Source organism: Carboxylicivirga agarovorans (assembly GCF_050589845.1).
Taxonomy (GTDB): domain Bacteria; phylum Bacteroidota; class Bacteroidia; order Bacteroidales; family Marinilabiliaceae; genus Carboxylicivirga; species Carboxylicivirga agarovorans.
This window is the reverse complement of record NZ_JBNGPA010000028.1, coordinates 59,363-73,042: the sequence shown is the minus strand read 5'-3', so window position 1 is coordinate 73,042 and position 13,680 is coordinate 59,363. Positions and strand designations below refer to the sequence as shown.

Here is a 13,680-nt window from a genome sequence, read left to right as displayed (position 1 = left end):
GCATAGGATTTAATAGTGTATTGAGCCCTTACGGTCAATGCTGAGGTCACATTATCAAAAGCCACATCCCAACCGGTAAAGTCATAACCGGTGCGGCTTGGATTAGCAGGTGCTGTGGCTGATGAACCATGATTCACTGTTTCTGCCTTAAGCTCGCCGCCATCCCAATCCTCGAATCGTACAGCATAGGATTTAATAGTGTATTGAGCCCTTACGGTCAATGCTGAGGTCACATTATCAAAAGCCACATCCCAGCCGGTAAAGTCATAACCGGTGCGACTTGGATTAGCCGGTGCTGTGGCTGATGAACCATGATTCACTGTTTCTGTCTTAAGCTCGCCGCCATCCCAATCCTCGAATCGTACAGCATAGGATATAATAGTGTATTGAGCCCTTACGGTCAATGCTGAGGTCACATTATCAAAAGCCACATCCCAACCGGTAAAGTCATAACCGGTGCGGCTTGGATTAGCAGGTGCTGTGGCTGATGAACCATGATTCACTGTTTCTGCCTTAAGCTCGCCGCCATCCCAATCCTCGAATCGTACAGCATAGGATTTAATAGTGTATTGAGCCATTACGGTCAATGCTGAGGTTACATTATCAAAAGCCACATCCCAACCGGTAAAGTCATAACCGGTGCGGCTTGGATTAGCCGGTGCTGTGGCTGATGAACCATGATTCACTGTTTCTGTCTTAAGCTCGCCGCCATCCCAATCTTCGAATCGTACAGCATAGGATTTAATAGTGTATTGAGCCATTACGGTCAATGCTGAGGTTACATTATCAAAAGCCACATCCCAACCGGTAAAGTCATAACCGGTGCGGCTTGGATTAGCCGGCGCTGTGGCTGATGAACCATGATTCACTGTTTCTGTCTTAAGCTCGCCGCCATCCCAATCTTCGAATCGTACAGCATAGGATTTAATAGTGTATTGAGCCATTACGGTCAATGCTGAGGTCACATTATCAAAAGCCACATCCCAGCCGGTAAAGTCATAACCGGTGCGACTTGGATTAGCCGGCGCTGTGGCTGATGAACCATGATTCACTGTTTCTGTCTTAAGCTCGCCGCCATCCCAATCTTCGAACCGTACAGCATAGGATTTAATAGTGTATTGAGCCATTACGGTCAATGCTGAGGTTACATTATCAAAAGCCACATCCCAACCGGTAAAGTCATAACCGGTGCGGCTTGGATTAGTTGGTGCTGTGGCTGATGAACCATGTGCAACACCTTCTCTTTTTAGTATAATGCCATCCCAGTCTTTAAAAACAACCGAATAACCGGATTCATACATGGCTTTCACTACCATATCTGCAACAACTTCATCATAATTTGTATCCCAGCCAATGAAAGCAAAATTGGTACGTACCGGGTCTTCTGGAGCAACCGCAGAGGCCCCTTCCTCGACCTTTACAGATTCAATCAAAGAGTCATCATAATCAACAAAAGTTACAGTGTGTATTGCCACATTATCACCATATACAGCGTAACTAGCATAGAACTCCGTAATTTCTGTAACCGATCTGTTATGATTATCCTTCCATACTTCATTTTTATAACCTAAAACATCTGTTGGCAAATTTATGACAGTTAGATTATCATTATAATCAAATGCCTGAAATCCAATAGACGATACCGAATTGGGAATAGTAAATTGACTAAAATTATTGCTATAAAATGCCTTATCCCCGATAGACGTTACTGTATTGGGAATGGATGCATCAGTAAGATCATTGCTATGAAACACAGCTTCCTCAATAGTCGTTATTGAAGAAGGAATGGTGACACTGGTTAATTTATTGCCATAAAATGCCCATTCCCCAATGAAAGTCACCGTATTGGGGATGGTTATACCAGTTAACTCATTTGCTGAAAATGCATGACTTCCAATCCTATTCACTAAAGCTGGAATGGTAACACTGGTTAAGTGATTAAAAGTAAAAACACCGTCGCCAATTTCAGTAATAGAATTACTAAGAGTAACACTACTTAAATTGCTATGTCCAAAAGCATAATTGCCAATTGAAACAACAGAATTAGGTATGGTAAGACTTCTTATACCTGTACGATAAAAAGCAGACGCTCCGATAGTGGTTAAAGAAGTTGGTAAAGTAATATACTGTAGATTATAATTATTTTGAAATGCACCTGCGCCAATTGAAGTTATTGAATTTGGAAAATCAACCCCCAATAAAATCCTCGAATCTGCAATAACAAAAGCATTTTCCCCGATTGATTTAACTTGTACTCCGTTAAAACTACCTGGAATTTCAATAAGAAACTCTCCGGTATCATAGTATTTTGTTATGGTACCGGTAGCAGCATCAAAGTCTACATCATCAATTGTTAAAGTGTATTTTGCTTCTATCCCCAATGAACAGGTTAGAAATAAAATTAATAAGTAAATTTGTTTCATATGCAAAAAATGTTTAAAACATTGCAGCTTGCCTTTTGCTTGACCTTAATGCTGCCAATGAACGTGTTAGTATTTAAGTTTATTAATTATTTATAGCCATCAAGCTTTCTAATGGATATTATTCGCATCTGTTTTTATTTCGTTAAATAATATATGAACAGCAGGCAATAACTATTCTATTTGTTACATCAGATATTTGCGATTATCAAATAACATGACGAAACAATTATCGCGCGGCCTAATTCCGCAAATTAACGCGTATTTCCAATAAAATTCCTCTATGACTCCACCCCTAAAATGATTCTCCCCCTGGGGTGGCTATTTCCGATTAGCAGGGGCAAAATTAATTATTCTGTTAATATAACAAGTATTGTATTGATAAATTATATTAAACTATTGATTAAAGGAGAAGATGAGTTGATAGATTAAGAAAAGGGGTATCATTAATAAGTGTTTTTAGTGACAAAGCTCAATTTTTAACTGCATAGCCTTATACTACTGAATATAAAATTAGCAGAAGTCAAAGAAATCAAGATATTACTTACAGATTTTCAATATAACTTTAAACAACTTCTCTTAATAAATTTATGGTATATCCCGATGTATATTATATTTTTAAGGCCTATTAAAAAATCCAGAAAAGAACTGCTATGTCAAAAATAGAAACCTTAAATCTAATAGGTAGCACTCCAATGGTGCATCTAAAAACACTTGATCCTAAACCTGGCGTTGAGATACATGCAAAACTTGAGTACATGAACCCTACGGGAAGTATGAAAGACCGAATTATTGCATATATGATTCAGAAAGGTGTTGAGGAAGGGAAAATCAATAAAAACACGACAATTGTTGAGGGAAGTTCAGGTAATACCGGCGCCTCTGTTGCAATGATTGCTTCCACCATGGGACTGAAATCCATTATTTTTGTTCCTGATAAATGCAGTGAGGAGAAAATTGCGATTATTAAATCATACGGTGCGGAAGTTATTGTAAAGCCTGAGCTGACATACGGAAAATTTCCCGCATTAAAGGCCAGTGAAAGTGAAGACTACTTTCACATTGATCAATATAACAACATTTATAATCCTGAAGCTCATTATATGACCTTAGGAAAGGAAATATGGGATGATATGAATGGGGATATTGATGTTTTTGTGGCTACAGCATCCACCGGCGGTACATTGTCGGGTGTTGCAAGACGTTTAAAAGAAAATAATCCTGATATTAAAGCTATCCTGGCAGATCCGGTAGGCTCAGTTTACAAACCATACCTGGACGGCAAAGAAGATTATATGTCCTATATTGAGTCATTTCAAGTGGAAGGAGCCGGTAAGACTAAACTCTGCTCAACCATGAATTTTGACATTGTAGATGAAGCGATTGCATTTAATGATGAGAAAGCTATAGCTATGGTGCACCGGCTTGCCCGCGAGGAAGGTCTGATGGCAGGTGGTTCAGGTGGAGGTAATGTCTGGGCTGCTCTTGAAATTGCAAAAAGAATGGAAGCTCCTGCGAAAATTGTAACTGTTTTGCCAGATAGTGGCTTTAAATACCTGAGCAAGATTTTCAACCCACAGTGGTTAAATGAAATGGGCTTTGACCATCTGGTAAATTAACTTAGCATAACTTCAGCATTCATGCTTCCACGTTATACTATTTCATAGAATTGTTTGACTTTTCTTAACTGATATAAAGTCAAACAATTCTATGAATATATCGATGTTTTGATTTCCTGAAACTGGTTTAAGGTATCGTTGATCGTGAGTTTGGGGAGGCTTTAACATTGGTCGCATGATACGGCAGCTTATGCTGCGTGCTAATCTTGCATCATTCAGGACCGAAACAGAGGCGGGGATTGAAAATAAAACATTGATCAGAGGCCCTTATTTTAAACCTGTAGCAATAGAGTTATATTTTTCTTTCACCACCTCAAAAGCTTTCTTTTTATTCCGCTCAATGTCTACAATGCCCCAGTACTCTTCATTAGGTGTTCCATCGTATGGAACGCCGCTACTGTTAGGTGCCCATCCACCGGGATTCTGAACCGATGGATTACCTGCCTTCCACCATTCATCAGAAAACTCAAATAGAGTAACACCTGAACAAACTGTTAGATTCTTGAAGATTGATTGTAAGATTTTATAGGTTGCATCAGCTTGAGCTTGTTCATTCTCTCCCTGGGCATACGCGTTCTTAGCGACTGTCATATAGCTATCAGCACCGGCTTCTGACAAATACATGGGCAGCGTGCTAAGCCTGGCCCAATCGTTGAACAGATTTCCTGGTTTATCCCACCTGTAAATATTCATGCCCCAAACATCAACGTTTGGACAATGGTTTAGAACCGTATCAGTTGGAAGCTCACCATGTGCTGTTGCAACTGGATGGTCGCTATCTTCTTTGTGTGCTTCTGCTGCAGCATTATTGAGCGCACTGTACCAGTTGTTAATATTACCGTCAAACCACTCAGGATGGTAATTATATTCATTGCCAAATTCCCAGAATAAGATGGCATTATGATTTTTATATTTTTTTATGTAATCAATAAATGATCCCGATGCCAGGTCGTAATAGCCATTCATATTATAGCCAAAACCAACAATAACCTTAATGCCTGCTTCATCTATTTCATTTAATACTTCTTCTTCACTAATCGGGGAATATACCCTAATAGTATTTACACCTGCCTCCTTCATTAAAGCCAGATCACGGGTCAATGTCTGCCAGCTCCTTGTTGAACTACCCTTAGATACAGGGTTATAGCATATGCCTTTTATCAGGTAAGGTTGACCATCCACCAATATCTGTCTGCCCGAAACTGTTGTATTACCGGCATTTACACTGATTGTAGTCAATGCAATAAGTAGTATCGTATATAGTTTGTTCATAAATAATTTATCTGTCTAACGTTTCGATGTTTAAACAAGTTCAATATATCGGACTGAAACAATCACTGACATTTAATTGATGCTGATAAGCTTGCATTTTCTTTTTAATAAAAGATTGTATGATCGGTTAAAAATACCAGAATAATAACACATTTCACAGTACTATCTGCCTATTTACATTACATGACTAAATTGCGATGTCAACTTACCCCAAAACGCAGTCTGTATAAAATGTAAAATTGCGGGACTCTATTTTAAGGTTTGATGATTAATTCAAAAGTAAGTAAGATTCATTCGCGCCTTAATTCTCTTGATTAAAGCCCCGCTCCCCCATTGCAATGGTTAACCACCATAAAACCCAGCCGAACAATTGAGTCAGCCGGGTCTATAATAAGGTTTTCTGCCTGATGCTTTCCAAATGATCATTTCATTACCATTCGCTAAACAACACGCTCAAACTATTAACCCGCAGCATTCGCCAACCGGGTCCCGGATCAACCGCTTTTAGCTGCAATTCTTTGATCCCTTGTTTATAGTATCTGTAATAGTCATATTGTGTTATGCTAGTACTTCTTCAATTCTTGTTTTTTACTCATTTCCCTTTTAACCATTTTGCTAAATTGCTTTTCAAATTGCCGTTCAACATGACTGTTTTTCTCTGCTTTTCGCCTGTTTAAAAAAGCCAGTTCTTTCTTTAAATGCAGGTAGCTGTCGTAACGTTCGGGACTTATCATACCCTTTTCCAGTCCAGCCTGAACAGCACAGCCCGGCTCTCCCTCATGTTTACAGTCACTAAACCTGCAATCCTGTGCCAACTCAGCGATTTCACTAAAGGTGTCATCAAGGTCCTGCTCCTCAGCCCACGCTTGTACTTCCCTTAAGCCCGGCGAATCAATAATATGACCGCCACTCTCCAGCTCAAACATAAACGATGTGGAAGTGGTGTGTCGACCCCTCTTGTCTTTTTGCCTTATCGCATTGGTTTTTTGCACCTCTTTTTTCAGCAAGGCGTTTGTTAGGGTTGATTTACCAACTCCAGACGGACCAATAAAAACAGCCACTTTGCCACTTGATAAATAGCTTGTAAGCGCATCAATGCCAGTTCCATCTTCAACACTTGTAGCTATAATATCAACGCCGGGAGCAATGGTTTCGGCCTGAAACTTTATATACTCCGCTTCATCATTAAGGTCGGCCTTATTGAGGACAACCAAAGGTGTGGCACCACTATTCCAGGCAACAGTGGTTAACCTTTCCAACAGCCTGTCGGAGTAGTTACGCCCACCATCCAGTCCTAAAACAATGACTACATAATCAATGTTAGAGGCTATTACTTGCTCTTCGGTCGTATTACCTGCCCATTGCCGGCTTATCTGCGTCCTTCTTTCCAGTACCTTTTCAATTTGTAAGGTCCCGTCGCACTCTTTCAGCACAACCCAGTCGCCAACACACGGAAATTCACGTTTGCGTTGAATCGTCTGAAAATTCTTTCCTTTCAAGTGGGCTTTTTCAAGACCTGTTTCTGTTTGTACCTTGTATGTATTGTATTGTTTTTCAACAATGCGTCCTATCAATTTACTTGTACACATCTTCTGCTCCTTTCTCCAAACTCAACTTATGCAAGGTTGAGATCATTGTTTTAGATGGGAATGGTAACGACATCAATGGCTCAGCAGCCATTGTCAATAATAGCAACTCGTTGTCATCAGCTGCAATTCTGTTTAGCTTGATGGTGTGACACTTGGTGCATCGATGAATGATCGACCATTCTTTGTTTTGTTGAACGTAAATGCTAATAGCCTGCATTATACCCCTGCAACTTGCTCGCCGGTCGCCGGGTGTTATATCCACATGTATACTGCACAGGCAGTGTGGACAATGGTTTCTTTGTTTTCCTCCAAACTCTACAGGAGGAACAGCTTTTCCACAAGAGGCACAGATAAATGACTCCATAGGATTATTATGAATAATTTTATTACGTGACATTGCAATAGCGTTAAGTCTAATTGCTATTTGAGTACAGCAATTTTACCAACATAAATACTTGAAATACTTATATAGAAATAACTCCAGCAAGAAATTGCCTGAGTACAAATGGATAATCACAGTCGCAACGACAATGATTATTTACTTAACACGAACCAGAATATTCTTAATCATCAAATAGTTTTAGTGCTGCAAATGTAAATCTTTACTTTTAAAAATCGAAATATTTTTATGAAAGCAGGCTATTTTGCCATTAATACCGGCATTGAAACTCTCCTCAAGCAAAGAATCACACAAGCCACAAGCACAAAAAAAGCGCAGATCAAACCGACCTGCGCGTTTATTTTTAAAGCTATAATTGTACTCTAATATCCCAGATCAAACCCTTTATCCACGGCTGGAATCCCCTCTTCCATCCATTTTGGCATAGGTTCTCCTTTCAGGTAATGGTCAAAAAACTGAGCCAATCGTATTTGGAAATCATACTTGTCTCGCACAAGTGTTGGCCAATGATCAGCATCGTTATAATTTAATAACCAGGCTTGTTTCTTTAACCTTCTTAATGCAATAAAGAACTCAACACCCTGGCTAAACGGAACAGCACCATAATCTTCATTGTGCATGATCAACATAGGAGTTGTAATCTTATCAACAGTAAATAATGGTGAATTTTCAAGGTACCGTAGTGGTGATTCCCAAATGGATTTGCCAATTCTACTTTGTGTGTGCTCGTATTGGAAAGAACGGTTCCTTCCTGTCCATAGTCTTATTCCACCATATGCACTGAACATGTTTACAACCGGAGCACCTGATTCAATGGCAGCGAACATATTTGTTCTGGTTGCCAGATAAGCTACCTGGTACCCACCCCAGCTATGTCCCTGGGCGGCTATGGCCTTTTCATCAATAAACCCTTCCGATATTAATTTGGAAATACCCGGCATCACACAGTTAAAAGCCGATTCTCCCGGATATCCTTCTTTATAATATACATCTGGATTAAAAATCACATAATCATGACTTGCATAATAATGATAATCAATGGTTGAACGATGTGCTTCAGGTATTTGGTGATCGTATAATCGTTGCGACGATTTCTCATAGAAATTGACGATCAGAGGATACTTTTTGTCAGGATCAAAATTGGCTGGTTTTACCAATAAACCTTCAAGCTTTTGTCCGTCAAGTGATGTCCAGGTGTATAGTTCCTTTGTACCCCACAAAAACTCTTTCTGCTGTGGATTGACGTCACTTACAATGTGAGATTTTTTATAGTCATTTTCAGTAACTGAAAGGTTTGGATACTCCTGGAAATCCTCTTTTGTATAAACCAAAACATTGGCATCTTTAGCCCTGATCGGTGCGCTTAACCTGAATTTACCCCTTAAGAGCACCTTGGGCGATTTTTTGTTATGAATGTCAATTTTATAAAATCCATCCTCCCTTGAAACTTCATTATGCCCAATTAAATAAAGGCCTTTGGAAACATCAACACCTTTATACTCTTCCTTAATAAAACCGTAATAGTCTTTATCATAGTCAATCAATCGATACCTTGTTCCAGATCTCCTGCCATCAACAGTAATATTTAAAGGCTCTGCTTTGTTTTCAGGATCCACTTTCCAGATATCAAACCGGTCGTAAAGTAACAGTGCTTCGTCATTTTTTAACCAACCACCAGTGCCGTAACTACTTGCCGGGTTTGGAATATCGTTTATTTCATCAGCACATTGTATCACACCCGGGGTGCTTATTTTATAGGCTTTACGCTTGCTGATATTAAAGGTATTCCAGGTTGTATCCATGGCATTATACCAGTATATATATTTACCATTTGGGGACGCATTTGGATAAGCCCTGACATTCTGTTTAAACATCTCCCGATCGCCGGTATTAATATTGATCAGGTAGAAATCGTTATGCTCTGGATAGCCTTCCCACATTCGTTGCACTGCATAAGGCAGGTTAGAATAGGCTAACATGTAATCGGCATTACCTTCGTTGATCAATTCTATATCAGAATATGATTTTCGCCCTAACTGAACTATTTTATTATTTTCCAGGTGATAAACTGCCAGATATGACTTTTTTAAATCGTCTTTCTTAGTGTTTAACTGCTCCGTATGTAATATGGGTTCGTTCCAGTGCCAAACATCAAGTTCAGGAATCTCTTCATCAAGCTTCGTAGTATCTTTTTCAGGTTTAACAGGCGCAATACCAAAATAAAGGCGTTGGGTTTTATCAGCAATTTTCAATGTCCCATTCTCACTGATCTCCCATCCCTCTTCAATACCTATTGTATGTGTCGATGCCAAGTCCTTCAAACCATCATTTTGATCCCATAAATACAGGTGATAAGCCGGCTTTTTATTGTTGGTCGTATCAGCTAAAAATGCCAATCTACTACCTGTTCTGTTTATAGTCAGTTGTTTGTATGTTCCTTTTCCAGGCAGGACGGCGGTTTTATCAGCATCCAACAAATTGTAATAATAGACGCCTGGTTCCACATCATTGTCATTACCTGTAGATACAAAAGCTATCACTTCCTTATTTTTAGCGAAAGTATAATCCGTTACGTAGGGAATCTGAATAACTTCCCCGCTAAGCAGATGTCTGATATTCAGCATATAGCCGTTTTCCTTTGATTCTTTCTTTACCTTCTCATCATCATTTCTCAAGGTATCCTTAACTAATTCAGTTTTGGTTTGATAGGCAATAAAACCATCCCATTGCTTAGGTAGTTTGAAGGATTTTAAGTTTTTAACTGTATCTAATTCTTTAGTTTTTATGTTATAGATACCTAGCTTATTAAGCGGCATCTCATCCTTATCCGTTTTTTTCAACTTTAGCTTTCTTACCTGATCTTCTTCAGGCTGAATTGTAAAAGCTACATATCTTGAATTATTACTGATGATGGCATTATTTCCTCCAATAATCGAGCTTTGTTCAGCGCCATGCTTATCAATAATTTTTAAAACAGCATCCCCCTTCCATGGTTCAGCTTTATAAGCAATATAATTTCCATCATTGGAAATTAATCTTTGGGTTATTCTGTTCCACTTCAGAATATCATCATAGGTCAATGGTTTCTTCTCTTGCGCATATGATGCAAAAACGAATAGAAAGAGTGTGGACAGGACTAAAAACTTTTTCATTATAGTATGTTTATATTTTTCATTCTGAGTTGAGTAATAACCTTTAATACAAAAGTAAATATAATACATTTAAAGCAAGAGGGAACCGTAGTTGCAGGGTGATTATCGTCATGTATTTCGTGAACACATCCTACTATTTAACTATTCACAAACAGTGACGTTACCCTGCTTTATCTGCACCTGAAAATATTCAATAAGGAGTGTTGGTACTGTTGTAATGTGAACCAAAACAGATACTGATCGATGGCGCTCTTATGCTCCTTTCTCATTGCTGTGGTAATGAATTTCATAATTATCGCGTTTTAATGATTGACACAGTGAAACTTTACACAAACATACAAAGCCCAATAGCCCGGGTCAATTACAATGCATGCATTGTAATTTGACAAAAACCATAAACCTCTCAATACATGCACCTTAAGTGCAAAACAAGCCATTTTACCCCCAAAGTACTAAGCTTAAAACGTTAGAGAAAACAGGCTTTTTGTTCGAAAATACCCAAAAAAGAGCGTTTTCAGGTCATTTTTGAGGTCATTTGGCCTTGTTTCGGGTCATTTTGGGGTCAGTTTCGGGTCTTTTTCGAGCCTTGTTCGGTAATTCTTCGGTAATTGTTCGGCTACGCGCGTAAGCGAACAATTACCGAAGAAATACCGAAGAGCTTCCGAAGAAATACCGAAGCGGGATCAGGATTGTTACGAACAAGGTTCAAAGGTATATCGAAAAAATACCGAAACCGGCATTGAAGATTATCGATGGTGAGTGCCATAGAACTGAAGCTATCCCCCCTAAAAGATATTTGTCGCAAAGAACGCGAAAGAGAAAAATCACAAAGGTCGCCAAGCAGTGAATAATACACCATATGCTTAGCGACCTTTACGTGAAACTTATAATTATGTACACCTCAGTTATGAAACAGTTCCCCGGAGAGATGTAACATGTTGTTCTTTAGAATGAACCATAATCACTGTCATCTTCATCCAGTGACAGGTTAAACACAGGCTTTTGAATCAGTTCAGTGCCATTTTTACCTGATGGTGAGGCCATATTGTGAGAATTGCCATTGGTACCGATGCTGAATTTTTGTTTATTACGTTTGTTCTCTACCGTAAAGAATTCTGTTACTTGCTCCAATTCTTCAGCCTGCTTGGCCAGCTCCTCTGAGCTGCCTGCCATTTCCTCTGAAGAGGAGGCATTTTGCTGGGTGATCTGATTCAACTGCTGTATAGCCGCGTTCACCTGGTTGGCTCCTGTTTCCTGCTCCCTTCCTGCAGATGCTATTTCATCCACTAATTGAGATGTCTTCTGGATATCAGGTAAAATATCATTGAGCATTTTAGTCGACTCTTCTGTCATAACAAGACCATTCTGCGCCAACTCAACAATTTCATTGGCTGCCAGCTGGCTTCGCTCGGCCAGCTTTCGCACCTCAGCAGCAACTACTGCAAAACCACGTCCTTCATCACCGGCACGGGCAGCTTCTACAGCGGCATTAATGGCCAACAGGTCTGTTTTTTCGGCTATTTCTACAACAACACTGATCTTCTTGACAATATCCTGTACGGCTTTCATGCTGTCATTTGATGCTGCTGCCACCTGTTCCATGGCATTGGAGGCATTAACGGCCATATTTCTCGTTTGCAAGGCATTATCGGTGTTTTGCTGAATATTGGCTGTCATCTCTTCCATTGACGATGATACTTCTTCAGCTCCGGCAGCCTGTTCACTGACTCCCGACGAGATTTGTTGTGAGCCCGAACTCAACTGGGAACTCGCCTGGGCAATATTAGCGGCTCCATTTTTAATATTTGCAACTATATCACGCAGGTGCAGAACCATCGTCTTTAAACTACCTGCCAATTCCCCTACTTCATCTTCCTGATCGATATCCACCTTAGCAGTCAAATCTCCTTCTGCTACTTTTTTGGCAAAATCCACTGATGTTTTCAGAGGAGTAACGATGCTGTTGGTAATGAACCAGGCCAGGATTACTGCCAGTACTACAATGATGATACTTGCCATTATTATTCCATTCCTGGTGATAAAGGCCTCTTTCTTCATGACTTCATCGGTCATGATATATTTTTTTGATTCCTCCGCTATCTTATGAAACAATTCACCCATTTTCTTAAGGTGGACCTTTGTTTCATCGTTATAAATAGCATTGGCCGTTTGCATACCACTTAAGCCTTGTGCTATTTGTTCGTTGAACATGGCCAGGCGACTTAAGACATCGCGTGTGTTGCCGGCTATTGTGCCATTGAAATATTCCTTGGCAAGCCTGTTTTGTCCATTTCTCTGGTAACTCTCGGCTTCATTGACTGAATGATGCAGTTGGTTGTGCGCAACAATAATTTCATCAACCGTTGATTTAAAATGGGGATTATCCTGCATAAACTTGTTGAATTCATCAGAATTTAACCATTTACCAAATTGACAGTGTGCCGGATTTTTCTCTACAGCGATGGTTTGGCTGTTATTAATGAAAATATCCTCTTTGACCTGGTTCATCCAGTTAACATGTGACAGTTGAGCTTCTGTTAAACTAACGGCCATCTGCCAGTCCATCTGTTCGAAGACTTCATTGATCTTAATGGCTGATTGATGCAGTTTGATATGTGGTTCTTCAAATTCATCGAACAAATGTTTAAGTTCAGGAGTCAGCGCCTCGGCATTTTTCCTTCCCTCACCGTAATACCATTTACCAAATTTACACTGGTGATGGTCGGTTTGCACATGCAGTTCATGAACATGGGCATCTGTCAATAATGAACTAACGTCCTGCGCCCATAATAAATGATCAACATAACGCTCATCAAGTTCTGCCCTGAGTTTATTACCAGCAATCACCTGATCCGCATCCTTGACGATCATGTTAATACCAGATATTGACCAAATTGAAGCACCTATCAACAAGGCAACGATAACTCCAAATGAGAAAAAGAACTTTTTTCCCAGCTTAATATTTTTCCACATCATAGTTAAATAATTTTTCTTTAGGCTTAAAAAACAAGCATATAAAATCAGTTATACACTTTATACACTAAACGTTATATAAGCCTTTGAAGTTATAACCCTATATACCCGTTTAGCCCCCCCATAAGGGTGGAATTAGGGCTCATACCCAGGGGTTGGGTCGAAGTATTAATAAAGGCACGGATTACAAATCCTCGCCAGCGTGTGCATGGAACACAAGTGCGTCGAAGAACAACTGCTGTTTACAGCATTTGT

7 protein-coding genes are annotated in these 13,680 nt (G+C 39.6%); 1 reads left to right on the top strand and 6 read right to left on the bottom strand.

Annotated elements, in window-relative coordinates:
• Positions 1 to 2,423 (bottom strand): InlB B-repeat-containing protein (locus ACRD69_RS20025; protein WP_430816916.1); only part of this gene is annotated, 2,423 nt, incomplete at its 3' end.
• Between the two features lie 650 nt (positions 2,424 to 3,073).
• On the opposite strand from ACRD69_RS20025, the gene ACRD69_RS20020 reads away from it, so the two are divergent.
• Positions 3,074 to 4,039: a PLP-dependent cysteine synthase family protein gene (locus ACRD69_RS20020; protein ID WP_430816915.1), complete on the top strand. Its 966-nt coding sequence runs from the start codon at positions 3,074 to 3,076 to the stop codon at positions 4,037 to 4,039.
• Between the two features lie 267 nt (positions 4,040 to 4,306).
• Here the strand turns inward: ACRD69_RS20020 and ACRD69_RS20015 are convergent, their stop codons facing one another.
• The 5 genes from ACRD69_RS20015 to ACRD69_RS19995 all read right to left on the bottom strand — a co-directional run bounded on the left by ACRD69_RS20015 (position 4,307) and on the right by ACRD69_RS19995 (position 13,428).
• Complete coding sequence (locus tag ACRD69_RS20015; RefSeq protein WP_430816914.1) at positions 4,307 to 5,311, bottom strand: glycoside hydrolase family 2 TIM barrel-domain containing protein; 1,005 nt, start codon at positions 5,309 to 5,311, stop codon at positions 4,307 to 4,309.
• A 563-nt stretch (positions 5,312 to 5,874) separates the two neighbouring features.
• Positions 5,875 to 6,900: a ribosome small subunit-dependent GTPase A gene (rsgA, locus tag ACRD69_RS20010; RefSeq protein ID WP_430816913.1), complete on the bottom strand. Its 1,026-nt coding sequence runs from the start codon at positions 6,898 to 6,900 to the stop codon at positions 5,875 to 5,877.
• Positions 6,887 to 7,297 (bottom strand): RNHCP domain-containing protein, encoded by a 411-nt coding sequence (locus ACRD69_RS20005; RefSeq protein ID WP_430816912.1) that lies wholly within the window; start codon positions 7,295 to 7,297, stop codon positions 6,887 to 6,889. Before ACRD69_RS20005 ends, rsgA begins: the two co-directional genes overlap by 14 nt.
• 365 nt (positions 7,298 to 7,662) lie before the next feature.
• A complete protein-coding gene (locus ACRD69_RS20000) occupies positions 7,663 to 10,452 on the bottom strand; it encodes an alpha/beta hydrolase family protein (RefSeq protein ID WP_430816911.1) in 2,790 nt (929 codons plus the stop codon).
• A gap of 945 nt (positions 10,453 to 11,397) precedes the next feature.
• A complete protein-coding gene (locus tag ACRD69_RS19995) occupies positions 11,398 to 13,428 on the bottom strand; it encodes a methyl-accepting chemotaxis protein (RefSeq protein ID WP_430816910.1) in 2,031 nt (676 codons plus the stop codon).
• Positions 13,429 to 13,680: the final 252 nt, after the last annotated feature.

Coding starts and splice junctions, on each gene's coding strand:
- ACRD69_RS20020 (WP_430816915.1), top strand. CDS start 3,074: ATGTCAAAAATAGAAACCTTAAATCTAATAGGTAGCACTCCAATGGTG.
- ACRD69_RS20015 (WP_430816914.1), bottom strand. CDS start 5,311: ATGAACAAACTATATACGATACTACTTATTGCATTGACTACAATCAGT.
- rsgA (WP_430816913.1), bottom strand. CDS start 6,900: ATGTGTACAAGTAAATTGATAGGACGCATTGTTGAAAAACAATACAAT.
- ACRD69_RS20005 (WP_430816912.1), bottom strand. CDS start 7,297: ATGTCACGTAATAAAATTATTCATAATAATCCTATGGAGTCATTTATC.
- ACRD69_RS20000 (WP_430816911.1), bottom strand. CDS start 10,452: ATGAAAAAGTTTTTAGTCCTGTCCACACTCTTTCTATTCGTTTTTGCA.
- ACRD69_RS19995 (WP_430816910.1), bottom strand. CDS start 13,428: ATGATGTGGAAAAATATTAAGCTGGGAAAAAAGTTCTTTTTCTCATTT.